23 protein-coding genes and 1 pseudogene are annotated in these 23,822 nt (G+C 33.8%); 8 read left to right on the top strand and 16 right to left on the bottom strand.

Annotated elements, in window-relative coordinates; translation table 11 throughout:
* From accD to trpB, 3 genes are read right to left on the bottom strand one after another with little or no spacing between them, the layout of a single operon-like run.
* On the bottom strand, positions 1–975 hold the full coding sequence (gene accD / locus FLY87_RS07850; RefSeq protein WP_028842662.1) for an acetyl-CoA carboxylase, carboxyltransferase subunit beta: 975 nt from the start codon (positions 973–975) through the stop codon (positions 1–3).
* Positions 975–1,754, bottom strand: coding sequence for a tryptophan synthase subunit alpha (gene trpA, locus FLY87_RS07845; RefSeq protein WP_012546593.1), 780 nt, complete (start codon positions 1,752–1,754; stop codon positions 975–977). Before trpA ends, accD begins: the two co-directional genes overlap by 1 nt.
* Positions 1,751–2,950 carry a tryptophan synthase subunit beta gene (gene trpB / locus FLY87_RS07840; protein ID WP_012546381.1) on the bottom strand — a complete coding sequence of 400 codons (1,200 nt, stop codon included), beginning with the start codon at positions 2,948–2,950 and terminating at the stop codon, positions 1,751–1,753. The genes trpA and trpB overlap by 4 nt, the downstream gene beginning before the upstream one ends.
* 84 nt (positions 2,951–3,034) lie before the next feature.
* Here trpB and FLY87_RS07835 point away from each other — a divergent pair, with 84 nt between their 5' ends.
* Genes FLY87_RS07835 through FLY87_RS07820 form a run of 4 tightly spaced genes read left to right on the top strand, consistent with a single transcriptional unit; the run spans position 3,035 to position 7,398 of the window.
* Positions 3,035–4,732 carry an AarF/ABC1/UbiB kinase family protein gene (locus FLY87_RS07835; RefSeq protein ID WP_012545510.1) on the top strand — a complete coding sequence of 566 codons (1,698 nt, stop codon included), beginning with the start codon at positions 3,035–3,037 and terminating at the stop codon, positions 4,730–4,732.
* A 30-nt stretch (positions 4,733–4,762) separates the two neighbouring features.
* A complete protein-coding gene (locus FLY87_RS07830; RefSeq protein ID WP_181406011.1) occupies positions 4,763–5,452 on the top strand; it encodes a lytic transglycosylase domain-containing protein in 690 nt (229 codons plus the stop codon).
* Positions 5,434–6,345: a quinolinate synthase NadA gene (gene nadA / locus FLY87_RS07825; RefSeq protein WP_141266773.1), complete on the top strand. Its 912-nt coding sequence runs from the start codon at positions 5,434–5,436 to the stop codon at positions 6,343–6,345. The genes FLY87_RS07830 and nadA overlap by 19 nt, the downstream gene beginning before the upstream one ends.
* A 6-nt stretch (positions 6,346–6,351) precedes the next feature.
* Entirely contained in the window at positions 6,352–7,398 is a 1,047-nt protein-coding gene (locus FLY87_RS07820) for a class I SAM-dependent methyltransferase (RefSeq protein ID WP_012545013.1), read from the top strand.
* On the opposite strand, the pseudogene FLY87_RS07815 reads toward FLY87_RS07820, so the two are convergent.
* From FLY87_RS07815 to FLY87_RS07780, 8 genes and pseudogenes are all read right to left on the bottom strand, one after another.
* Positions 7,395–7,781: pseudogene (locus FLY87_RS07815) on the bottom strand (CAP domain-containing protein); the annotation flags it as partial. The gene FLY87_RS07820 and the pseudogene FLY87_RS07815 sit on opposite strands and share 4 nt — an antisense overlap.
* A gap of 160 nt (positions 7,782–7,941) precedes the next feature.
* Positions 7,942–9,102 (bottom strand): acyl-CoA dehydrogenase family protein, encoded by a 1,161-nt coding sequence (locus FLY87_RS07810; protein ID WP_141266771.1) that lies wholly within the window; start codon positions 9,100–9,102, stop codon positions 7,942–7,944.
* Between the two features lie 12 nt (positions 9,103–9,114).
* The gene (locus tag FLY87_RS07805) at positions 9,115–10,440 is read right to left on the bottom strand and encodes a TldD/PmbA family protein (RefSeq protein ID WP_012545326.1); all 1,326 of its coding nucleotides are present in this window, start codon (positions 10,438–10,440) and stop codon (positions 9,115–9,117) included.
* Positions 10,415–10,783: a 6-carboxytetrahydropterin synthase QueD gene (gene queD, locus FLY87_RS07800; RefSeq protein ID WP_012546681.1), complete on the bottom strand. Its 369-nt coding sequence runs from the start codon at positions 10,781–10,783 to the stop codon at positions 10,415–10,417. The genes FLY87_RS07805 and queD overlap by 26 nt, the downstream gene beginning before the upstream one ends.
* Positions 10,783–11,307, bottom strand: coding sequence for a hypoxanthine phosphoribosyltransferase (hpt, locus tag FLY87_RS07795; RefSeq protein WP_012546262.1), 525 nt, complete (start codon positions 11,305–11,307; stop codon positions 10,783–10,785). The genes queD and hpt overlap by 1 nt, the downstream gene beginning before the upstream one ends.
* Positions 11,308–11,503: 196 nt before the next feature.
* Positions 11,504–12,634 (bottom strand): site-2 protease family protein, encoded by a 1,131-nt coding sequence (locus tag FLY87_RS07790; RefSeq protein WP_141266769.1) that lies wholly within the window; start codon positions 12,632–12,634, stop codon positions 11,504–11,506.
* Entirely contained in the window at positions 12,631–15,306 is a 2,676-nt protein-coding gene (locus FLY87_RS07785; protein WP_141266767.1) for a cation-transporting P-type ATPase, read from the bottom strand. Before FLY87_RS07785 ends, FLY87_RS07790 begins: the two co-directional genes overlap by 4 nt.
* Before the next feature lie 2 nt (positions 15,307–15,308).
* Positions 15,309–15,713, bottom strand: a complete 405-nt coding sequence (locus FLY87_RS07780; RefSeq protein WP_012545179.1) for a phosphate-starvation-inducible PsiE family protein — start codon at positions 15,711–15,713, stop codon at positions 15,309–15,311.
* Positions 15,714–15,831: 118 nt separating this feature from the next.
* Here FLY87_RS07780 and FLY87_RS07775 point away from each other — a divergent pair, with 118 nt between their 5' ends.
* Together FLY87_RS07775 and FLY87_RS07770 are read left to right on the top strand one after the other, a co-directional pair.
* Positions 15,832–16,053 carry a type II toxin-antitoxin system VapB family antitoxin gene (locus FLY87_RS07775; RefSeq protein ID WP_028842658.1) on the top strand — a complete coding sequence of 74 codons (222 nt, stop codon included), beginning with the start codon at positions 15,832–15,834 and terminating at the stop codon, positions 16,051–16,053.
* Entirely contained in the window at positions 16,043–16,429 is a 387-nt protein-coding gene (locus FLY87_RS07770; RefSeq protein ID WP_038059266.1) for a PIN domain-containing protein, read from the top strand. Before FLY87_RS07775 ends, FLY87_RS07770 begins: the two co-directional genes overlap by 11 nt.
* Positions 16,430–16,450: 21 nt before the next feature.
* On the opposite strand, the gene FLY87_RS07765 is transcribed toward FLY87_RS07770, so the two are convergent.
* Both FLY87_RS07765 and FLY87_RS07760 read right to left on the bottom strand, forming a co-directional pair.
* The gene (locus tag FLY87_RS07765) at positions 16,451–17,560 is read right to left on the bottom strand and encodes a hypothetical protein (RefSeq protein ID WP_141266765.1); all 1,110 of its coding nucleotides are present in this window, start codon (positions 17,558–17,560) and stop codon (positions 16,451–16,453) included.
* Positions 17,561–17,639: 79 nt separating this feature from the next.
* Positions 17,640–18,830 (bottom strand): oligosaccharide flippase family protein, encoded by a 1,191-nt coding sequence (locus FLY87_RS07760; protein WP_028842655.1) that lies wholly within the window; start codon positions 18,828–18,830, stop codon positions 17,640–17,642.
* 542 nt (positions 18,831–19,372) lie between these two features.
* Between FLY87_RS07760 and FLY87_RS07750 the strand changes: the two genes are divergently transcribed.
* Positions 19,373–20,986 carry an acyl--CoA ligase gene (locus tag FLY87_RS07750; RefSeq protein ID WP_012545924.1) on the top strand — a complete coding sequence of 538 codons (1,614 nt, stop codon included), beginning with the start codon at positions 19,373–19,375 and terminating at the stop codon, positions 20,984–20,986.
* A gap of 5 nt (positions 20,987–20,991) precedes the next feature.
* Entirely contained in the window at positions 20,992–21,984 is a 993-nt protein-coding gene (locus FLY87_RS07745; protein WP_141266763.1) for an NAD(P)H-dependent glycerol-3-phosphate dehydrogenase, read from the top strand.
* 28 nt (positions 21,985–22,012) lie between these two features.
* Here the strand turns inward: FLY87_RS07745 and rimI are convergent, their stop codons facing one another.
* From rimI to rsmG, 3 genes are read right to left on the bottom strand one after another with little or no spacing between them, the layout of a single operon-like run.
* On the bottom strand, positions 22,013–22,453 hold the full coding sequence (gene rimI, locus FLY87_RS07740) for a ribosomal protein S18-alanine N-acetyltransferase (protein WP_012546589.1): 441 nt from the start codon (positions 22,451–22,453) through the stop codon (positions 22,013–22,015).
* A gap of 8 nt (positions 22,454–22,461) precedes the next feature.
* Positions 22,462–23,163, bottom strand: a complete 702-nt coding sequence (tsaB, locus tag FLY87_RS07735; protein WP_012546261.1) for a tRNA (adenosine(37)-N6)-threonylcarbamoyltransferase complex dimerization subunit type 1 TsaB — start codon at positions 23,161–23,163, stop codon at positions 22,462–22,464.
* On the bottom strand, positions 23,151–23,822 hold the full coding sequence (gene rsmG, locus FLY87_RS07730; RefSeq protein ID WP_141266761.1) for a 16S rRNA (guanine(527)-N(7))-methyltransferase RsmG: 672 nt from the start codon (positions 23,820–23,822) through the stop codon (positions 23,151–23,153). The genes tsaB and rsmG overlap by 13 nt, the downstream gene beginning before the upstream one ends.

Below are 23,822 nucleotides of genomic sequence, written 5' to 3'. Positions count from 1 at the left end.
TCATTTAGAGTCTGAATTGGACGAAGAAGAATTTTTACCTGTATGCTGTTCAGTATTCTTGTTTTCTTGAATAACATTAAAGGACGATTCAGGGTCATGGATGTTTTTAAGATTTTGGCTGTTGCTGTTATATGAAGTTGATACAGGCATAAGAATCTCAATAAGTCTATGAATTGTATTTTTTAATTCTTTTCTTTCTACAATGATATCAACCATTCCGTGTTCAAGTAAAAATTCTGCCCTCTGAAATCCTTCAGGTAGCTGCTGTTTGATTGTTTCCTGAATAACTCTCGGACCTGCAAAACCTATAAGACTTTTGGGTTCTGCAATGATTATATCGCCAAGCATTGCAAAGGATGCTGTAACTCCACCAAATGTCGGGTCTGCTAAGACAGAAATATACAGAAGTCCTGCTTCTTTAACTCTTCCAATTGCCTGAGATGTTTTCGCCATCTGCATGAGAGAAAACATGCCTTCCTGCATTCTCGCACCACCTGATGATGAGATTATTATTAAAGGAAGTTGTCGCTCAACTGCTCTTTCTGCTGCTCGTGTTACTTTTTCTCCAACAACTGTTCCCATGCTTCCACCCATAAAGGAAAAATCAAGAACAGCGATTACTACATCTCTTCCATTGATTTTTGCATCTCCATATATTGCTGCCTCTTTAAGTCCTGTCTTTTTTTCGTTTTCCTGTAATCGGTCCTTATAAGGCATTGTATCTTTAAATTCAAGAGGATCAGGGCTTCTAATATCAGAGTCAAGTTCTGTAAAACTTCCGGTATCTGTTATAAGAGAAATTCTTTCTTTTGCTGAAATTCTGAAATGATACTGACATTTTGGGCAAACTTTAAGATTATTTTCAAGTTCTTTTCTATAAATTATTTCTTTACAATTTTCACATTTCACCCATAATCCTTCAGGAATTTTTACTTTTTTGTCTATTTTAGGCTCTTTTCTTTTAAACCATGCCATTATATTGCCTCTCTGAGAGATTTAATGAATTCAGAAGCCTTTTCAGGTTTTTCATGAAAAATTTTTACAATTGCACTTCCCACAATTACTCCATCAGCAATTCGAGAAATATATTTTGCTTCTTCTGGTTTACTGACTCCAAAGCCTACACAAACAGGTTTTCCAAAACTTTTTACAAAATTTATATGGTCATTGAAAGATTTATCAAGGCTAAGTGTAGTGCCTGTTATTCCTGTTATTGAAACATAGTAAACAAAACCTGTTGAGGCTTTTACAATTTTCTTTACTCTCTCAGGAGTTGATGTTGGTGCTACAAGAAATATTGTATCAATACCGTATTTCTTCGCAAATGTTCTGTAATACTTAGACTCTTCAACTGTTAGATCAGGAAAAATAACTCCACCAACATTTACTCCCTTTGCATCATGAAAAAATCTTTCAATTCCGTAACAGAAAACAGGATTTAAATAAGTCATAAGAATTATGGGTGTATTAATACTTTTTTTAAAATCCTCAAGAAAATTCAATATCTTACGTAAGGTTGTTCCAGAGTTTAATGCTCTTTCTGCTGCTTTTTGTATTGTCGGTCCATCAGCAAGAGGATCTGAAAAGGGAACGCCAAGCTCTATTAGGTCTGCTCCTGCCTGTTCAAGTATTTTTAGTCTCTTTGCAGTTTCCTCAAGATTTGGGTCTCCTGCCATAATATATGGAATAAAGGCTTTTTTACCCTGATTTTTTATCTCTTCAATTTTTTTTCTAACTGCGAATCCTTGTTTCATATTTTTGTTTTTCCATCTCCTCCTTTGATTCTCGCCACCTCCTGCACATCCTTGTCACCTCTACCTGAGAGGTTTACAATTATTATTGAATCCTTTGACATTTTTGGTGCTATCTTTATTGCTTCAGCTACAGCATGGGCTGACTCAAGAGCTGGAATAATTCCTTCAAGTCTGCTTAAAAGTTCAAAGGCTTCTAAAGCCTCCTCATCATTAGCATAGGTGTATTTTACTCTTCCTGTATCTTTCAGATAGGCATGTTCAGGACCAACAGAGGCATAATCAAGCCCAGCAGAGACAGAATGTGTTTGAAGGATATTACCATCTTCATTTTCCAAAACATAGCTAAGACATCCTTGAAAAATTCCCTTTGCTCCTCCTGCAAATCTGGCTGCATGAAGCCCTGTTTCTATACCCTTTCCACCTGCTTCAACACCAATCATCTTTACATCTTTATCATGTAAAAAAGCACTGAAAAGTCCAATTGAGTTACTTCCACCACCAACACAGGCAATAAGAACATCTGGAAGCCTGCCTTCTTTATTTAATAGCTGTTTTTTTGCCTCTTTTCCTATAACACTCTGAAAAAATCTGACAAGTAATGGATATGGATGAGGACCAAAAACAGTTCCCAAAACATAATGTGTTGTTCTTACATTGGTTGTCCAGTCTCTTAATGCTTCATTTATAGCATCTTTAAGTGTCCTTGAGCCTGTATCAACAGGGATAACCCTTGCACCAAGAAGGTTCATTCTGAAAACATTAAGTGACTGTCTGCGAATATCCTCTGTTCCCATGTATATGTCACAACTAAGTCCTACAAGTGCAGCACCTGTAGCAGTTGCAACTCCATGCTGACCTGCTCCTGTTTCAGCGATAATTCTATCCTTTTTCATGAGTTTGCTTGCAAGTAGAGCTTGTCCAAGAGCGTTATTTATTTTATGTGCACCTGTATGGGCAAGGTCTTCTCTTTTTAGATAAATTTTTGCACCACCAAGGTGTTCACTTAGCCTTTTTGCAAAATAAAGAGGGGTAGGGCGACCAACATAGTCTTTAAGAAGAGATTCAAATTCGTTAATAAAATTTTTATCTTTTCTGGCTATGTTGAAAACCTTGTCAAGTTCTTCAAGAGCGGGCATTAAAGTTTCAGGAACAAAACGGCCCCCGTATAGACCAAAATATCCCTTTTTAATACTCATGAAAAGTATTATAGCATGAAGATTTTAAGTTTTGCATTGGATAATTTCTGGCTTTATTTTCTTGTGTTATAATAGTTTCAGCGAATGGATATTTTAAGAATAAAAAAAACGTATTTTTCAGCAAAGAGACTACAAGAAATAATCAATGTGTTTTTAAAACACGGATTTGGACAAATAATTGATCAGATTCATCTTGGTAGATTTATTGGTCTAAAGAAAAGGATTAGAAGTTTCGGAAGATGGCCATATTATAAAGTCCCCACCATTGCTGAAAGGCTTAGAATAGCATTTGAAGAACTCGGACCTACATTTATAAAACTTGGTCAACTTCTCGCATCACGTCCTGACATGGTCACGCTAAATTATGCGAAGGAGTTTAAAAAACTTCAAGACAGAGTCCCTCCTTTTAAAGTGGAAGTTGTTTACGAAATTATAGAAAAAGAACTGGGTATTTCAATTGAAAAGGTTTTTCAAAGTTTTAATCCAGAGCCAATAGGTTCTGCATCAATTGCACAGGTTCATGAAGCTACATTGATGAATGGAGAAAGGGTTATTGTGAAGGTTAGACGTCCTGGTATTAAAGAACAGATTATGCTTGATCTTTCAATACTTCAAACTCTTGCTAAACTTGTTGAAAAATATATTTCAGAAAGTAAGCTATTTGACCCTGTCGGAATTGTGGATGAATTTTCAAAATCTATTACAAAAGAGCTTGATTTTAGAAGAGAAGCAAGAAATGCAATAATTTTTAAGGAAAAATTTAAAAATGAGGAAAAAGTTTATATTCCTCACGTTTTCAGAGAGTTTACTACTGAAAAAATTCTTGTTATGGAAAAAGTAGATGGAATAAGAATTGATGACAAGGAGTCAATTAAAGAGAAAGGACTTAATATAGAAACTCTTTTAAATACGCTGATTGATATATATTTTAAACAAATTTTTGATTATGGCTTTTTTCATGGTGATCCCCATCCTGGGAATATCCTTGTCAGAGATGATGGAAGAATAGCTCTTGTTGATTTTGGTATAGTCCAAAGAATTGATGAAGAATTCAAAGAGGCTTATGCAAATGTCGCACTGGCAATAATAAACCAGAATACTGAACAGTTAATTACAGAGTATCTTAAACTTGGAATAATTCCAGAGGATATTGATAGAGAAAAAATCAAAAAAGAATTAAAGGAAGATATAGAAGAGCTTCTTTTCCCAATTTATACGTACAGAATTGAGGAAATCAAAATATCAGAACTGATTGAATCAATTATGAGAGTATGTTTAAAACATAGACTTAGATTCCTTCCTGAACTTCTTTTAATTGACAAGGTTTTGATAATGCTTGAAGGATTAACAAGAGAACTTTGTCCAAAGATATCTATCATTGAGTTACTAAAACCTTATGCGAGAAAAATTATATCAAAAAGATTGCATCCAGAGTTTTACTTGAACAAAACTTTTAAAGCACTGCGTGAATTCAGGGATGCTCTTGAGCATATTCCTTTTCAGTTTAAAACGCTTCTTAAAAAGGCTGTTAGAGATGAGATAACTGTGAGAATGTATCATGTTAATCTTCCAGAGTTTATTAAAGATATTGATAAAGCGAGCAATAAAATTGCATTCAGTCTTATTGTAAGTGCCATGATACTGAGTTCTGCAATAATGCATGCAAACCAGGTAAAACCTTTGATATATGGAATTTCCCTTTTTGGTTTAATTACAGGAGTTTTTGCATTTTTTCTCGGTTTATGGTTGATAATCTCAATAATAAGGTCAGGGAAGTTGTAAGAAAATTCTTTCATTTTGATATAATTGGATATGTATAAATGGTTGACAATAATAGCAGTATTTTTTGTATTTTTCAACAACAATCTATGGGCAGATAGAATTTGTGTTAAAACAATAGATGGTGAAAGGGTTTATACAAACTTTTGTGAAGAAAAAATTAAAAAAGTATCAACAAAAAAATTAGGTAGGGTCCAAAAAATATCAACATCTCAATCAGTTTCTCATTCATCCAGACATGAGCTTGAGAAAATTGTAGATGAAAAATCCAGGTTTTATGGTGTTGACTCTAAGCTTATAAAAGAAATGATAAAAGAAGAAAGTGGATGGAATCCAAATGCTGTTTCTCCAAAGGGTGCAATGGGAATTATGCAGCTAATGCCTCAAACAGCAATTCTCATGGGAGTAAAAGACCCATTTGATCCTGTGCAAAACATAGATGGTGGAATAAAATACATGAAATATCTTCTTGACAGGTTCAATGGCAACTTTAAGCTTGCTTTGGCTGCATATAATGCAGGACCCAATCTTGTTGAAAGTCTTGGTAGAATTCCTAAGATTCTTGAAACACAAAATTATGTTAGAAAAATATCTCTAAGGTATGCAGGAGATTCTGGACAATACAGGATCAAAAAAATGCCTATTAAAGCGATTATTCTATCTGATGGCTCTGTTGTATATACAAACAGGGAGGATTTGTATATATGGTCAACAGGACAGTAGAAGAAATTCTTGCTCTTAAAAAACAAAGGAATGCTATAATTCTTGCTCACAACTATCAGAGAGAAGAAGTTCAAGAAATTGCTGACTTTGTTGGCGATTCTCTTGAATTAAGCAGGCAGGCAACAAAGGTTGACTGCGATGTTATAGTTTTTTGTGGAGTTCATTTTATGGCTGAAACCGCTGCTATTCTCAATCCTGATAAAACAGTGCTTCTTCCTGAGATTGATGCTGGTTGCCCTATGGCAGATACTGTAGATGTTGAGGAACTTAAAAGATGGATAGATAGATATCCTTATGCGCCTATTGTGTCATATGTTAACACCACTGCAGAGGTTAAGGCATTGAGTTATGCTTGTTGCACCTCTGCCAATGCTCCTCAGATTGTAAAAGCGGTTCCGTTTAGCTCAATTATATTTGTGCCTGATAAAAATCTTGCAGACTGGGTTAAAAAGCATGTGCCTGAAAAAGAGATTATTGCATGGAATGGTTTCTGCCCAACACATCATATGATAAAAAAAGAAGATATTATTCGTGCGAAAAAGGCTCATCCGGATGCATTAGTTGTTGTTCATCCTGAGTGCCGTCCTGAAGTAATAGAACTTGCTGACCATGTTGCATCCACATCTGGAATGGTAAGATTTGCTCGAGCAGCATCACAAAAAGAGTTTATAATTGGCACAGAAGTCGGGCTTCTTTACAGGCTTAAAAAAGAAAATCCTGATAAGGTTTTCTATCCTATCAAAAAAACCATGATATGCCCCAATATGAAGATTACAACACTTGAAAGCATTCTTACTGCCTTAAAAGAAAATCAATATGTAATTAAAGTCCCTGAAGATATAAGAATCAAAGCCTATGAAGCTGTCCAAAGAATGTTAACTCTCATTTCCTAAAAAGCCGTGCTTAAAGAAATAATCATTAAAAAAATCAAAAAACATGGTGCAATTCCATTTGATGAGTTTATGGAAATGGCTCTTTATTATCCAGAGCTTGGTTATTACACTAAACCAGATGCAAAAATTGGAAGACAGGGAGACTTTTTTACAGCATCTCATCTTGGTTCAGTTTTTGGATTTTTTTTAGCAAGACAAATAGAGATTTTTTATCAAAAGCTCAATTGTCCCAAAAATTTTACCGTAACTGAGATAGGACCAGGCATGGGATTTCTTGCTAAGGATATTCTTGATAATATTGACTCTTCGGCCTCTATAAAATATAATCTCGTAGAAATAAATCCTGCTTTCAAAAAAGTTCAAAGAGAAAGGTTAAAAGAACATGAAGATAAAATTTTTTGGTATAGCTCAATTGAACAATTAGAGTCATTTAGCGGATTAATTATTTGCAACGAAGTCTTTGATGCCCTTCCTGTAAGAATATTTGAAGTGAATGACTCAGGTCAGATTATGGAAGTTTATGTAGACATTGGAGAGCAAGAACAGTTAATTGAAATATTTTTGCCTTGCAGAACAGACACATTAGAGTATTTACAGGAATTCGCACCATGGGTTTTGAAAATGAAAAAATATCGCTCAGAGGTAAATCTTGCAATGAAATCATTAATTGAAAGCTTGAGCAAAAAATTAAAAAAAGGCTATATTTTAATCTTTGATTATGGCTATACCTCAGAAGAATACTATCATCCAGACAGGAATAAAGGCACTTTACTCTGTTATTATAAACACAATATTAATGAAAATCCCTATATAAACATCGGACATCAGGATATGACTGCTCATGTAAATTTTACAGCAGTTGAAAAATTAGCAACTATGGCTGGACTTAAATTTGAAGGATATTTTTCTCAGGGTAGTTATCTTATTTCGCTCTGTGATGAGAAAATATTTCAAAAAATTTATCAAAAGAATTTAAAAGAGCATTTTAAAAGACTTGTGCTCCCCCAAGGAATGGGGGAGTCACACAGAGTTATGATTTTATCTAAGGATTAATAAGGCTTCTTACCTTTGATATTACCTGCAGGATTGTAATTACAAACCCAGATTTCCTCTCCTCCCTGACATAGAGCCCTGCCACAGCCTATTTCTCTTGTATCTTTCCAAACAATCTGCGTATAATGCCCACATACTTTACCTGGTTTACAACTGTCAGATAAATAATCATAGTTAAATCTTTCCTCTGCCCAATAATCAACCACATACTTTGCTGTAACAGGATAATTTGCCCAGAATATATTTTCTCCATAATTACTACTTCGGTGCATCATTCTACAACCATATGTTCTACTTAATTTATATGCCCAGTCTATTGCAAGTTTTTCCATTTCATAAGACCATTTTAAAGCTGAAACACCTACCTTAGCCCTCCATTTATTATGCTCTGCAAGTAGTTCTTCTTTTTCACTTGCTGAAAGTTCTGCATAATATCGTTTAGTAGCATTTTTATATTGATAATTTGAGCAATTCGTTAGAAAGACTAATAAAAAAACATTATGAACAGGACTCTATTTTTTATAAAAATTTTAGTGTATTTCATTAAATACCTGATTTTGTTAATTCCTTTATAATTGCCTGTCCTATGACATTCCTCTGAATCTGATTTGTTCCTTCATATATCTGAAGAATTTTTGCATCTCTCATCATTTTTTCAACAGGATAGTCCTTCATATATCCTGAACCACCCATGACCTGCACTGCATCAACTGTTACTTTCATTGCTACATCTGTTGCAAATGTTTTTGCCATTGCTGAAGCCTTTGTAATATCTTTTGCTCCGCTGTCAATATATCTTGCAACAGAATAAATAAGTGCTCTTGCAGCTTCAATCTGAATTGCCATATCAGCAAGCATGTGCTGGACTGCTTGGAAACTTATTACAGGCTGTCCAAATTGAACTCTCTGCTTAGCAAATTTTGCTGCTTCTTCAAAAGCTCCCTGAGCAACTCCAAGTCCCTGAGCTCCGACACCAACACGACTCTGATCAAGTGTTTTCATAGCGACAATAAAACCCATGCCTTCTCTGCCGAGCATATTTTCTTTTGGAATTTTACAGTCTTCAAATATTAATTCTCTTGTGGCAGAAGCTCTTATGCCCATTTTATTTTCTTTTTTACCAAAGCTAAAGCCCGGAGTTCCTTTCTCAACAATAAAAGCAGATGCGCCTCTGGCACCTTTTGTTTTATCAGTCAAAGCAATAACTGTATAAATCTCAGCTTCTCCACCATTTGTTATCCATTGCTTTCTTCCATTAAGAATGTAATAATCTCCATCTTTTGTAGCAGTTGTTTGAATTCCTCCTGCATCACTTCCTGCATTTGGTTCGGTGAGTGCAAAAGCAACAAGACGTTTCCCATCTGCTATATCAGGTAAGTATTTTTTCTTTTGCTCCTCTGTTCCAAAAAGAAGAATTGGGTATGTCCCAAGTGCGTTTGCAGCATAGGTAGTTGAAACTCCAAGACAAACTCTTGATAACTCTTCCACAACAAGACAAAGTTCAAGGGCACCTGTTCCAAGTCCTCCATATTCACTTGGAATGAATACTCTGAACATATCTGCCTGGGCAAGAATTTTCATGATATCCCATGGGAATTCTCCTGTTTCATCAAGCTCTGCCCGGACAGGAAGAACATGTTCTTCTGCAATCTGCCTTGCTAAGTCTTTTATCATCCTTTGTTCTTCAGTTAAAAAGTAATCCACGGCGATCCTCCTTTAACCAGATATATCTGCACCTTCTACAAGAAGGGTTGGTGAACCAGTGTTTCCAAAAAATTTTAAATCATTAGCTAATGCTCGTATATTTTTGAATAATTCTATCACATTGCCAGAGTATATTACTTCCTTTACAGGATGTTTTAATTCTCCGTTTTCTATATAAATTCCTGAAACTCCCACTGAGAAATCTCCACTAACAGGATTTGCTGTATGCATACCCATAACTTCAACAACATAGATTCCTTTGTCAACTTGTTTTATTAAATCCTCTGGAGAAGGCTTTTCCCCTTCATTATCAATATATAGATTTGTTGGACCTACGGATAGTCCTCTATCTGTTCTAATTGCATTTCCTGTAGATAATGTTCCTGCCCTGTTTGCTGTATAGGTGTTATGTAAAAGAGATGTTAAAATCCCATTTTTAATTAAAACTTTTTTTGATGCTGGAACACCTTCAGCATCAAATGGTGTTGAACCAAACTTTTCTGGAGACAGTGCATCATCAATGATATTTAATTTTTCGTTTATAACAATTTGTCCGATTTTGCCTGAAAAAAGAGATTTACCCATTTGATAGTTTTCTGCAGAAATAGATTGAGCTATAAGTTCAAGAAATTCACATGCAACATAGGGAGATAAAATTGTAATTCCTTTAAATGGTTTAATTTTTCTGGGAGAAAGAAGCATTAAAGCTTTTTTACCTGCTTCTAATGCAACATCTTCAAAGTTGATATTTTTTAAAAATCTTTCAGTTCTGTAAGCCCATCCCATCTGAGAATCTCTTTCTTCAGCAATTGCAATTATATGAACCATAATGCTTGTAAAAGGTTGATAAAGAGAGATGCCTTTTGAGTTTATTATGCCTTTTTCATCAATTGTAAAGCTTATTTCTGCATTTCTGAGTTTTTTAATTCTTCTATCAAAAAGAGCGGATTTTTGCATATTTATCAATATTTCAGGCAGTGATTCTTCCTTGTTGATTAATTGTTCATCAAAAACTTCCACTTTTTTTATTTGTTCTGGACATGGAAGAGCTAAAAATTCATCTTGGTCAGATATTTGAGCAAGCGTAGTTGCTAACTGAAAAGCCTCAGGAATTTTATTTATTTCGCTACAAATTGAAAATCCAGCTTTTTTATCTTTTATTACTCTTATTGAAAAAAATTCTCTTGTAGCATCCTTTTTTTTATCAAGTTTTAAATCTTTACCTTCTACTGAATGAGTTTTTCTTCTTAGAAAATAAATTTCCCAATCAGCATGAATATCTGGTATTTTTTTTAAAACTGAATCTAAATATTCATTCCATGTATGTTGCAGATGCATAATCAGACTCCCAGACAGTAACACTATAAAGTCTTACAAGCGTTGTATTGAACTTATCTTTCAGAGACATATATATCCATCTTGCTATGTTTTCGCTTGAAGGGTTTAATTGTGTAAACGGTGGAATTTGGTTTATAAAGGTATGGTCAAGCTGGGATACTACTTCATCAACATTTTTTTTTAATTCTTTAAAATCAAGAGCAATTCCGATTTCATTAAGTTTTTCTGAAATTACTTCTACTTCCACTTTCCAGTTGTGTCCATGAATATTTTCACATTTTCCTTTATAACCTTTTAGTTGATGAGCAGCATCAAATCCTGTAATAATTTTCAACTTATACATTATTTCACTTCTTTCTTGAAGACTGTGATATAAGGGAGATTTCTGAACATTTCATGATAATCAAGCCCGTAGCCAACAACAAATTTATTAGGAATTTTAAAGCCAGTATAGTTAACAGGAACATCAACAACTCTTCTTTCTGTTTTATCAAGGAAAACACAAATTTTAAGAGAAGATGGATTCATTGAAAGAATTTTTTCTCTTATGACTTTTAAAGAAATTCCTGTATCAATAATATCATCCACAAGAAGCACATCTTTGCCTTGAATTTCCTCTCTCGGAAAATAATGAATTTTTACTTCTCCAGAGGATGAGTCTTTTATGTAACTGGATGCAATAATAAAATCAACTTTTAAAGGAGTCTGAATATACCTTATGAGATCTGAGAAAAACATAAATGAGCCTTTGAGAACTCCGATTACAAGTAAGTCCTTGTTTGCATAGTCTGCAGATATTTTGTATGCCAGTTCCTTAACTTTCTTTTGAATCTGGTCTTCTGAAATAAGCGGTGTCCCAATAAACATAGTTAACAATTATAACAGAATAAAGATTATTTTTGCGAGAGTCTTTAGATTCCTATAAAGGAATATGGAATATGTTTTAAAATGGTTCCTTTTTGTCTTTCCAACATATACATAGTAACCTGAATAGAAATAATAGTTTCCCATCTGTATGATATTGATTAAATTCAGGCTCATTCAGGTTAGCTGTACTCAACTGTCATTCATTTATTTTAGTTATAAATTTTTTTATTTCCAGATATCTAGCAATTCCATTTCTTGTTATCATGCCTGTAATTTTCCCATCTTCTAAAATTACAAGTCTTCCTACATCTTCTCTGAGCATCTTTTCAAGAGCATTTAATGCATTATCTTGAGGAGATATCTCCCATTGAGGTTTGTGCCTACCATAAAATTCAGATACCTCTCTTAGTGGTCTGTCTTCTTCAGGAATACTTTTTATATCCCTTAGTGCCAAAATACCCAGATATTTGCCTTCAGAGATTACGGGAAATCCTGTATAACCATACTTAAGAAAATAATTATTAATCACCTCTTGAATGCTCATTGATGGAGAAACAGTAACTAAATCTTTTACCATCAAATCCTTTACTTTAACATTCTGTAACAGTGCCTCAAGTGTTGATTGTTGATAACTTCCATAGGCTGCGGAATAGAGAAACCATCCAATTAAAATGAGCCAGAGACCTGTGGGAATCCCCATAAAAAGAGAGAATACACCAAATATCATGAAGAATATTGCTATATTCTGTCCGATTTTTGATGCTTTCTGGGTAGCATATAGGTAATCTTTCTTTTTGCTCCATAAATACGCTCTTAGAACCCTGCCACCATCCATAGGAAACCCCGGTATAAGGTTGAAAAAACCAAGGATTAGGTTGAGCTGGTAAACATAGGAAAAAAGAGACTTGAAACCGATATTTGTTGTTTTCAGACTAAACAAAAAGAAAAAAGCCGCTAAAAAAAAGCTTGTTAGGGGACCGGCAATGGCTATTCTGAACTCAGCCTTCGCACTTGGAGGTTCTCCTTTCATCTGAGCAACTCCACCAAAAATAAAAAGCGTGATACTTTCAATTGTAAGCTTATATCTCTTAGCTACAAGTGAATGGGCAAGTTCATGTATTGCTACAGAGAAAAATAGCAAAAACGCAGCCACTACTCCATTAATCCAGTAAGAAGCTACTGGTAACTGTGGCGCAACTTTCGGAAAATAAAATGTTGAAAGTGACCATGTGATGAGTCCGAAAACAATAAGCCAAGTGTAGTGTATTCTTATGGGAATTCCAAAAACTTTTCCAATCTGCCATGCTCCCTGAAAAAATCCATTCATTTTCTCAATCTCCTTCTGAGCCATTTGTCAATTTCAACAACTATAATAACTGAAAGAGCCACAAGAAGAACATTATGCCAGTCTTTGATTGAAATCGGTTCTGTTCTGAATATCCACTGAAGTGTTGGAACATAAATAAAAGCAAGCTGGGCAATAGTTGCTGCTATTAGGCTTAAAAACAAAAATGGATTACTTAATAAGCTGATTTTAAATATGGATTCATACTCAGAACGACTGTTCCATGCCTGAAAAAACTGGAAAAATACCATTGTGGTTACCGCCACTGTTCTTGCTCTCTCAAGGGATGCATCACTTTCTAAGGCATTGATAAAGTTAAAAACTATTCCTGCCGAGATTAACGCACCCACAATGATTGTTCTTTCAATTAAAAGCCGCGACATTATTCCCTCTTTCGGATCTCTCGGAGGCCTTGTTAGCACACCCTTTTCTCCAGGTTCAAAGGCAAGAGCAATATCCTGAAGAGCATTTGTTACAAGATTTATCCATAAAATCTGTGCAGGAACATAGGGAATGGGAACACTGAAAAGCATTGCAAGAATAATTGAAAGTATTGAGGCAACTCCTGTAGGAATCAGAAAGAATGTGACTTTTCTAATATTGTCAAAAACAATTCTTCCCTCTCTTACAGCATGAAAGATACTTGCGAAGTTGTCATCAGTAAGAACCATATCAGAGGCCTCTTTTGCCACATCTGTTCCGCTTTTACCCATTGCAATACCTATGTGAGCAGCTTTCAGAGCGGGTGCATCATTTACTCCATCTCCTGTAACTGCAACTATTTCTCCGTGACGTTTAAGTTGATTAACAATTCTTAGTTTATGTTCAGGAGAAACCCTTGCATAGATAGATACTTCTTTTACTTTATGGAAAAGCTCCTCATCGCTCATTCTTTCAAGCTCTTTTCCTGTAAGAACCTTTGATTTACCATCTGAAATCCCGAGCATCTCACCTATTGCCTTTGCAGTGACTGCATGATCTCCTGTTATCATCACAACTCTGATTCCTGCGCTTTTACATCCCTTAATTGCCTCTATTGCCTCAGGTCTTGGGGGGTCAATCATTCCCTGAAGTCCTGCAAAGATTAATCCAGAGACTGTATCACATTTTTCTATCTCTTTACATGTTATTTCCTCAATTTCTTCTTTAATTTCTCTATATGCAAAGGCAAGAATTCTGAGCCCCCTCTTTGCAAACTCATTTGCCATGTGTAGTATTTTTTCTCTGTCTATCTCATTTCCAAAGGAATCTTTTATGCACATCTCTAAAACCTTTTCAGGTGCACCTTTTACAAATAAATATTTTTTCCCTTTGTGTCTGTGTAAGGTTGCCATGTATCCTCTTTCAGACTCAAATGGAATTATTGCAATCTGTCTGTATCTTTCTTTTTCTTCTTCAGGAGACATCCCTGCCTTCATTGCTGAAACAATCAAAGCAGCCTCTGTTGGATCTCCTTGAATTTTATACTCTCCATTTTCCACATAAACTGATGATTCATTGCACAGCAGTCCAATTCTTAAAACATCTATGAGATGATGTCTTTCTTTTGGGTTTACAGGTAATCCATTATGAAGTATATTCCCCTTGGGTTCATAACCGCTTCCTTCAACTTCATAAACATCTTTCCCATCATAAATCACTTTAACTGTCATCTCATTTTTTGTTAATGTTCCGGTTTTATCTGAACCAATAACAGTGGTGCTACCAAGGGTTTCAACTGCATGAAGCTTTCTTACAATTGCATTATGCTTTGCCATCCGTGAAACACCAACTGCAAGTGCTACAGTTACGACAACAGGTAATCCTTCAGGAATTGCAGCTACTGCAGCAGCCACTGCTGTCATAAACATATATTTTATTGACTCTCCAATAATCAATCCTGCTATAAAAAGTAGCAAAGAGGCTGATAGAACAAGAATACCTATAGCATTTGCAAACTTGGTTATTTTATCCTGCAGCGGTGCTTTTACTGTTTCTGCTTCTTTTATATGCTTTGCGATTTTTCCAAAAACAGTATTCATTCCTGTTTCAACAACAACTCCCTTTGCTCTTCCACTTACCACAATAGTTCCCATGAATGCCATATTTTTCTGATCTCCGTATGTGAGATTTTCTTCTTTAATGACATGATGATGTTTTTCAACAGGAAGAGATTCTCCGGTAAGAATTGATTCATCAATCTTGAGTTCTACTGTATGAATAAGTCTTATATCAGCAGGGACACGAATACCTGAATAAAGAAGGACTATATCACCTGGAACAAGCTCCTCACTGGTTATATCTCTTTCAACTCCATCTCTTAAGACCTTGGCTTTTGGAACAAGCATTCTTTTCAGTGCTCTTACACTTTGTTCAGCTTTGTATTCCTGAAAATAACCAATTATTGCATTTATTATTACAGCTGCAAATATGACACTGGCATCAATATATTCTTTAAGCAAGATTGTAACTACTCCAGCTATGATAAGAATGTAAATAAGAGGACTTGCAAACTGATGAAGAAAGATTTTAAGTCTGTTTATTTTTTCCTCTTCGGTGAGTCTATTTGCTCCATACTGTTTAAGCCTTTTTTGAGCTTCCTCATTGGTAAGACCTTTTTCAGAGGTATTGAGTTTTTGATAGATTTCTTTTGAACTTATTTGATACCAGTTCACAATTACTCCCTTTTAATTTTTGATAGATAATATCCAATTGATAGTGCTAATATGATCGCAGCTATTCCAAGCATTGTAAGACTGGATATCTCTTTCACATCAAGGATTATCACTTTTCTTGCTATAGCAATCATGGCAACTGCCAGAACAACCTTTACATGATCCACTCCCTCTTTAAGGTAGGTTTTAATTATTGATTCAAAAAGCTCTATGCCTATTATTACAAGCATAAAAACACCAAAAATTTCAAGAAGCTCATCAAGTTCCAGAAGAAAAAAAGGTGGAGAAATTATGTCTTTTGCTATTACATAGATTAGTTCAACAGTAGCAAGCAGAAGAACTAAGGCAAGAAGGAAAATTATGACTACAATTAGTGCATGCTTGAATTTTATTAAAAGATCAAACATTATCAATTATTTTAATTTAACTTGACAAGATGTGTCTATGAATTTATTTTTTGAAATTCAGATTGACAATGCATATTTTTATATCATATACTTATAGCATATAAAGGAGGTGATATAAATGCGTGCTACATTAAATATTCCTGATAATCTTATAGATGAGATTTTAAAAATTACTGGAGAAAAGTCAAAGACAAAGGCTTTAATTAAAGTTATGGAAGAATACATAAGGCAAAAAAAAATCAGCAAATTGATAGAACTAAGTGGAAAAATTGAAGTTGAAGATCTAACTGAAGAACTTGAGATAATGGAATTACAAGAGGCAGAAAATAATGCAAACTAAAGGAGTAATAATTGATACCTCTGTTTTCATTTCATTTTTAAGAGGCACAGAAGCTGCTCCATTTGTAATTAAACTACTTAAAGAAAATAAGGCTTATATCAACGGAATTATTATCGCAGAATTGATACAGGGATTAAAAAATTTCAAGGAAGAAAGCAATATTATAGAACTTTTAAAAGCAGTGAACACTCTTGAAATTACAGTAGATATATGGATAAAAGCAGGGAAGTTAAGTCTTGATTTAAGAAGAAAAGGAATTAGTATACCTCTTACAGATGTTGCAACTGCTGCTTTGGCTTTTGAACATGATATGGAATTGTATACTTTTGATAAACACTTTGATTTAATTCCTGGTTTAAAAATTTATAAGCCCTAAAACTTTTAATAAGTAAAAAGTTTAATCTATCCTTCTTTCATAAATTCTCAGCGTTTTGTATTTTTTTGCGCCTACAATCTGGGTGAGATTTATTGTATCATAGTTATCTTCAAGTATCCATGAAAACTCACACTTTTTAAAACCATGCCTGACAGCCCCTCTAAAAGCTTCTCTTATCATTATAGATTCCACACCTTTATGTCTAAAATTACTTTTTACTCCAAATAAAAGAAGCCTTATTGATTGAATTTTTTTTCTATAGTATAAAGCCTTTATGATTGACAGCGGAGTTAGCCTTCCTTTCAGCCTCCTTAAAACCTCGTTGAAATCAGGAATAGCACCAAAAAAACCCACAGGCTCTGCGTCTTTTTCAGCAACAATAACTAACTCCGGAATAGCAACAGGTTTAAGTTTTTCTGCCATATAGTCAATCTCTTCTTTTGTTATCGGGATAAATCCCCAGTTATCTTGCCATGCCTCATTGTATACTTCCATAAATGCGTAGAGTTCTTCCTTTAGATTTTTTAATTTTACAGTTCTTGTTTTTATTCCCTGTTTTTCAGCAAATTGTGCAACTCTATCAATTTTTACGGGAAGTTTCTCAGGCACATCAACAATAAAACAGAATAAATCTTTCACCTTTTCCATACCATAAGCTTCTGAAAGTTCATTGTAATAAGGTGGATTATAAGGAATCATTATCATAGATGGTGTATCAAATCCCTCATAGAGGAAACCACATTCTTCATTGGTTGAGAGATTCATCGGACCACGCATGATTTTAAGATTATTCTCTATAAGGAATTTTCTTGCCTTATCAAAAAGAGCATTGGCAACTTCTTTGTCATTAATACATTCAAAAAGTCCGAAAAAACCCACACTATCATTATGAAACTCAAGGTGGGCATAATTAACTATAGCTGCTACTCTTCCAGCAGGTTTTCCATCTTTATAGGCAATAAAAAATTTTGCCTTTGCTCTCTTAAAAAAAGGATTTTTATCTGTAAGATGCTCCATCATATCTTTTATCAAAGGTGAAGCATAGAAAGAATCTTTTTTGTAAAGTTTTAGAGGCAGGCTTACAAACTCTTTAAGATACTTTTTATTTGTAACTTCTTTTATTTCCAGCATTTTTTTATTCTGTTTTTTAGCAGTTGAAAATTCAAGCTTTTTAAGATTTTATAAAATTATACCATAAGACATTTTATTCTTAAGCTTTGAACTGTTTATTATAAACATCTTTTCTAAAAAAACATGCATAAATAGTGAAAAAAATCAGGTTTATTAAGAAAATGTATTTAAAATAATCATAAACAGAATTGAATGAAATTAGAATAAAACCAGAATAATAAAAAATTAAATGCAAATAAATTAAATAAAAACCTTTTTCCAAAGCTGTTGCTATGCTTATGAATACTATGTTAAAAAGCAGAGGTAAAATTGCCCAAAAATAGTAAGAAAGAAATTGCACTGCGGGTTCAAATTTATATCCAAAGAGTAATAGGAAAAGAGGCTTACCAGTAATAAATATAACAAGTTGTGCCAAAATTTCAGCAAGCACAACAATGCCGAACATTTGAAAGATAACATTTTTAAATTTGTCAGAGTTTTTAAGTTTAACGAACTCTGGAAAGTAGACCCCAAGAATGGTAATAGTAAGCCATACAAGCACCTTACCAACTATTGATACAGATGCAAATAATCCTGCAGTATGCCAGTCAAATATTCTTCTTATAAAAATATCGTCAGCATAAACAAAAAAACCTGATGGTGAAATATAAAGAGACGTCTTTATTATGTTTGTAATATTTAAAGAAGCCTTCTGTCCAAAGAAATTTTTATTTTTATAAAAAAGAAAAATTAAAGTGCAGAATAAAGCTATTGTAGAAGCCAATAACACACCGCCAACTTTTAACCCAATAAAAAGCAATAATACAGCAGCAAAAAAACGAAGTGTAAGTTCAAAAATACTTGAGAAAGCAAAAAGATGGAATCTATTAGTTGACTGAAGAAAACTTTTTTCAACAGTAACCATAAACATTCCAAACCATGACAAGGCTATTATAAAAAAATAGTATAGTTGCGTTACATGTAGAAAATTTTTAAGAAATAAAGAACCTAAACAAATAGATATTGCAAACATTGTTCCTATAAAAAAGACAAGTTTTCTCAATGACCTTAAAAGTTCATATCTATAAACAAAATTTTCAACCAATATTTTTATACTCACTGCCCCAAGAAGCGATGTAATATTACCTACTGTTAGCATGAAGGAATAAAGGACCATAAATTCACCGTATTGAACAGGACCAAGACTTCTGCTTACAACTGCATGAAAGAAATAGCCGAGAATATTTATATAAATAAAAGCAACAGTTACATAGGAAATATTTTTAAACATTTTTTATATTTTTCTATAGCTTGTCAAAAAATTGTAATTTATTGTAAATCAAGGCATTACAAGTTTCAATGTTTTTCATTTATTTTTATTTGTCATTGTTCGCATTCTTTCTGTAATGTTCAGCCTTTTTTCCTGCCATTCCGAACCCTCTTTCTGTCATCCCGCTCCCACTTTTTTTATTCCGACCCCCTTTATCTGTCATTCTGAACGGAGTGAGGAATCTCCTCTGTTTTTTCTCCAGAGGAACAGTCAGAGATTCCTCTCACCATTGAGTTTGCCCGAAATGACAGATAGAAACTGAATAGCTTTTTAATCAATATCCTACATATTTTTTTGGTAATAGTCAACTTTAAATGATTTTTACTATCTTTATTTGTAACTCATATGTATTAGATTTTTTTAATTTACTTATAGAAAATTGCTGTAATTGCAACTTCATCTGAGAATTTAAATGTAAATTTTCATGATTTTCAATTGCCTTGATAAATGTATATTTTTTATTTTATGATTTTAGATTATGCAAATTACTGAGGGAGGATTCTATGCAAGATATGATGAAAAAGTACTATGAAGAAGTTAAAAATTTTAAACTTGATGTTCCAGAAAAGTTTTCTTTTCCTTTGGATGTTTTTGACAGATGGAATGACAAAATAGCACTAATCTGGACAGATGGTAACGAATTGAAGAAGTTTAGTTTTAGTGATTTAACCCGTCTTTCAAGCAAACTTGCTGGAGGGTTTAAAAAACTTGGTATAAATAAAGGTGATACAGTTTTAATACTGCTTCCAAACAAGCCTGAATGGTGGGTAATTGTTCTTGCAGTTATGAGAATCAACGCAGTTGCTATTCCTGGAACAACTCTTCTTACAGCCAAGGATATTGAATACAGATTGAAAGCAGCAAACATTAAAGCTGTTATTTCGGATAGTGAGAATGCATCAAAAATAGAAGAAGCTGTTAATAAACACGGGAAAGACGTGATTTTGATAAATATAGATAATCAGCAGGGATGGCATAAATATGAGGAACTTCTTAAAAATGAAGCATTTTTAGGTGAGAAGACATTCTCTAATGACCCAGCATTTATATTTTTTACATCAGGAACAACAGGACTTCCCAAAATGGTTCTTCATACTCAGGTCAGTTACCCTCTTGCTCACATAATTACTGGAAAGTTCTGGTTGGACTTAAAACCAGGAGAGATTCATTGGAATATTTCAGATACAGGCTGGGCAAAAGCAGCATGGTCAAGCTTTTTTGGACCTTGGAACATGGGGACAACAGTTTTCACCTACTATAGAAAAGGAAAATTTTCACCCTCTTTAATTGTGGAAACATTAAAGAAATATGAGATAAACACTATTTGCGGTCCACCTACTGCTTATAGAATGATTGTTAAAGAACTTCCTTTGGAAGAACTTAAATTTAAAACAGTAAGACACTTTGTGGCAGCAGGTGAACCTTTAAATCCTGAAATAATTAATCTATGGAAAGATGCAACAGGAGAATATATTTACAATGGTTATGGACAGACAGAAACAGTAAACACTCTTGCTATGTTCAGATTTATTCCAATGAAACCAGGAGCAACAGGATTTCCAACACCTGGATATGAGATAGATATAACAGATGATGAAGGAAATCCGCTTCCTCCAAATACAGAAGGAAATATTGCAATTAAGATAAATCCTCAAAGACCTGTGGGACTTTTTCAAGAATATATAGGTGATAAATTAGAGATGGCTGCTGCATTTAGGGGTGATTGGTATTTTACAAGGGATCGTGGCTATAAAGATGAAGATGGTTATTTCTGGTTTGTTGGAAGAGAAGATGATGTCATAATAAGTGCTGGATACAGGATTGGTCCATTTGAGGTAGAGAGCGCTCTTATCAAGCATCCTGCAGTTAAAGAAGCTGCTGTTGTTGCAAGTCCTGATGAGGTAAGAGGAGAAGTAGTTAAAGCATTCGTTGTTCTTACACAGGATTATGAACCTTCTGAACCTCTTGTTAAAGATATTCAGGAATTTGTAAAAAAAGAAACAGCACCATATAAGTATCCAAGAAAAATAGAATTTGTTGATGAACTTCCGAAAACAATAAGTGGTAAAATAAAAAGAAAAGAACTCAAACTTAAAGAGTTTGGGAAATTAAAATAAAAAATATGTCATATATAGCAGTCATAGGAGCAGGGAGCTGGGGAACAACCCTTGCTTCCCTTCTTTCAAAAAAAGGATTTGATGTAGTAATCTGGGCAAGAGAAAAAGAGATTGCGGATGCTATAAATTCTAAAAAAGAAAATCCGATATACTTACCTAATATTAAACTGCCCCATAATTTAATGAGCACCGATGATATATTAGAAGCAATTAAAAAAGCCAGATTTATTGTGAATGTTGTTCCGACACAACATATACGCTCTGTTTTTACTTCTTTACAGAATAAGTTAAATGATGAAAATATCGTTGTGAGCGCGTCAAAAGGTATTGAAAAAGGCACTCTAAAAACACCATCTATGATTCTTGAGGAAATAATAAACAAAAAAGTTTATGTTCTTTCGGGTCCCACTTTTGCTATTGAGGTGGCTCAGGAAAAACCTACAGCTGTAACAATTTCAGGTTCAGAAAAAAGAGGAAGATTATTGTTACAGGAAATTTTTAGCACTTCTTACTTCAGGGTATATGAACACGATGACCCTATTGGCGCTGAGATTGGAGGAGCTATAAAAAATGTTATTGCAATTGCTGCGGGAATTTGTGATGCTCTTGAGCTTGGCAATAATGCAAGAGCTGCTCTTATTACAAGAGGACTTCACGAAATCATGAGACTTGGCAAAAAGATGGGAGCAAAGGAAATAACCTTTTCAGGATTAAGCGGACTTGGAGACCTTTTTCTTACATGCACATCAAATCTCTCAAGAAATTATACAGTAGGATACAGACTTGGTAAGGGTGAATCACTGGATGAAATTTCAAAAAGCATGCGCTCAATTGCAGAGGGTGTTGAAACGAGTCTTTCTGCCATGCAACTTTCAAAAAAACTTGATGTTGAAATGCCTATTACAACTGAAATATATCAGGTTATATATGAAGGAAAAACACCTCAGCAAGCAGCTTCTGATTTAATGAACAGAACCTTAAAACCAGAGTTTTATTAAGAAAAGATTTTTTGAATGACAAAATAAATTAAAATAAATCAAGCTTCATAATAATAGCGTCTTCTTCAGGTAAAAGATAGTATTTTTTACGTAATCCTGCTTTTTTAAAGCCAATTTTTTCATAAAAACTGATTGCTTCATTATTTGATACTCTCACTTCAAGAAAACAAGTTTTTACAGAGTCTTTTACTTCATTCAATACATTTTTTATAAGTTCAGTAGCAATCCCTTTTCTTCTTAATTCAGGCTTTACAGCAATTGATAACAATTCTGCTTCATCTAATATTTTCCTGAGAACAATATAACCAACAATTTCTCCATTAAATTCTGCGACCTTGAGTATAGAATGAGGATTTAAAAGCTCATTTTTAAATGATTTTAATGACCATGGTATAGAAAAACTCTGGCTTGCAATTTCTAAAACACGTGAAAGGTCTTGTTCTTTTAAGTTTCTTATTTTTATATTCATCCAAAATGCTAAACTTTATCCTGAGACGAAGTTGAAAGTGTTATTTTTATTTCAGCTTCTGATTTTCTGAGATACTCAGGTTTTAAGTCTTTTCCATTAGTTGCTTCATTAATTCTTTGTAGCCCTATGTATGCCACAATTCCAGGATGTGGCACTGAATATATTAATGGTGGAAATATAGCCTTACTACCAAGTTTTTCAATCAATTTTTCTTTATAAAAATCTGCCCCACTTCCAGCAAATATTGTTTTTTCTTTAATCCAGTCTACCAGAGCATTAATTCCTAAAACCGAATCTTCCTTAAGTCTTAGAATTTTATTATTTTCCCATTTGAACAAAGCTGTGAAGACCTCTTTTTTTCTTGCATCAAATATCGGACATATCTGATATTTGCAGTAAGGAAATTCCCATGCAATCACTTCCAGTGTTGATACAGGAATTACCTTTTTTTTAGTTACGAAAGAGAGCCCTTTTGCTGTGCTTATACCAACCCTCAAACCTGTAAAAGACCCTGGTCCTACAGTAATTGCATAATAATCAATTGTTTCAAGAGGAATTTTCATTATTTCAAGAATATGGGCAATTTCAGGAAGAAGTTTCTCAGAATGGGAAGCCATAAACTGCATTGTAGATTGTGCAAGCAGTATTCCATCTTCCAGCACTGCTATACCAGCATATTTTGTTGATGTATCAATCCCTAAGATTCGCATTTTTCAATTTTGATTATATATCTTTTACCTCCTATTTGCGAAGAGTTAATATCTGGAAGTTCAAACTCTCTTATTTCTATGTTATATCTCTCAGGTAAATTTTGAATTTCCTCATCAATTTTTAATGATTTACTTATTAGAAAATATCCTTCCTTTTTGAGTAAATGGTTACAATGTTTAATAAAATCCTTTATACTCCACAATGCTCTGGATATTACAATATCAAACTTATTATGAATCTCTTCTGCTTTTGCCTTGATAATTTCAATATTTTCAAGTTCAAGTTTTCTTTTTATATTTTTTAAAAAAGCGTTTTTTTTCCAGGAAGGTTCAATCAATGTTATTTTTGCACGAGGTCTTACAATAGCTATTGGAATTCCTGGGAAACCCGCACCTGTGCCGATGTCTGCAATGCTTAGAGGATTTTCAGAGATGAAACATAAATATAAAAGCGAATCAATGAAATGCTTCACGATTATCTCTTTTTCATCTTCTATGGATGTGAGATTGTAGGCTTTGTTCCATTTTTTGAGTTCTGATAGATAAAAGAGGAATTTATCTGCCAGGACTTCAATCTGTTTATCATCATCTGGCAATTTTAACGAGTTTATAAGATTACTGCTGAAACATTTTTTGAAAAAGTCTTTCAACTCTTTCAC

The sequence above is a fragment of the Thermodesulfovibrio sp. Kuro-1 genome, from assembly GCF_006538445.1.
Classification (GTDB): Bacteria; Nitrospirota; Thermodesulfovibrionia; order Thermodesulfovibrionales; family Thermodesulfovibrionaceae; genus Thermodesulfovibrio; species Thermodesulfovibrio yellowstonii.
This window is presented reverse-complemented; position numbering and strand designations above follow the sequence as displayed.

Coding starts and splice junctions, on each gene's coding strand:
- FLY87_RS07775 (WP_028842658.1), top strand. CDS start 15,832: ATGCGTGCTACATTAAATATTCCTGATAATCTTATAGATGAGATTTTA.
- trpB (WP_012546381.1), bottom strand. CDS start 2,950: ATGAGTATTAAAAAGGGATATTTTGGTCTATACGGGGGCCGTTTTGTT.
- FLY87_RS07750 (WP_012545924.1), top strand. CDS start 19,373: ATGCAAGATATGATGAAAAAGTACTATGAAGAAGTTAAAAATTTTAAA.
- queD (WP_012546681.1), bottom strand. CDS start 10,783: ATGTATAAGTTGAAAATTATTACAGGATTTGATGCTGCTCATCAACTA.
- FLY87_RS07830 (WP_181406011.1), top strand. CDS start 4,763: ATGTATAAATGGTTGACAATAATAGCAGTATTTTTTGTATTTTTCAAC.
- FLY87_RS07765 (WP_141266765.1), bottom strand. CDS start 17,560: ATGCTGGAAATAAAAGAAGTTACAAATAAAAAGTATCTTAAAGAGTTT.
- FLY87_RS07805 (WP_012545326.1), bottom strand. CDS start 10,440: ATGCATCTGCAACATACATGGAATGAATATTTAGATTCAGTTTTAAAA.
- hpt (WP_012546262.1), bottom strand. CDS start 11,307: ATGTTTATTGGGACACCGCTTATTTCAGAAGACCAGATTCAAAAGAAA.
- FLY87_RS07760 (WP_028842655.1), bottom strand. CDS start 18,830: ATGTTTAAAAATATTTCCTATGTAACTGTTGCTTTTATTTATATAAAT.
- FLY87_RS07780 (WP_012545179.1), bottom strand. CDS start 15,713: ATGTTTGATCTTTTAATAAAATTCAAGCATGCACTAATTGTAGTCATA.
- trpA (WP_012546593.1), bottom strand. CDS start 1,754: ATGAAACAAGGATTCGCAGTTAGAAAAAAAATTGAAGAGATAAAAAAT.
- FLY87_RS07770 (WP_038059266.1), top strand. CDS start 16,043: ATGCAAACTAAAGGAGTAATAATTGATACCTCTGTTTTCATTTCATTT.
- FLY87_RS07745 (WP_141266763.1), top strand. CDS start 20,992: ATGTCATATATAGCAGTCATAGGAGCAGGGAGCTGGGGAACAACCCTT.
- tsaB (WP_012546261.1), bottom strand. CDS start 23,163: ATGCGAATCTTAGGGATTGATACATCAACAAAATATGCTGGTATAGCA.
- FLY87_RS07790 (WP_141266769.1), bottom strand. CDS start 12,634: ATGAATGGATTTTTTCAGGGAGCATGGCAGATTGGAAAAGTTTTTGGA.
- rimI (WP_012546589.1), bottom strand. CDS start 22,453: ATGAATATAAAAATAAGAAACTTAAAAGAACAAGACCTTTCACGTGTT.
- accD (WP_028842662.1), bottom strand. CDS start 975: ATGGCATGGTTTAAAAGAAAAGAGCCTAAAATAGACAAAAAAGTAAAA.
- FLY87_RS07835 (WP_012545510.1), top strand. CDS start 3,035: ATGGATATTTTAAGAATAAAAAAAACGTATTTTTCAGCAAAGAGACTA.
- nadA (WP_141266773.1), top strand. CDS start 5,434: ATGGTCAACAGGACAGTAGAAGAAATTCTTGCTCTTAAAAAACAAAGG.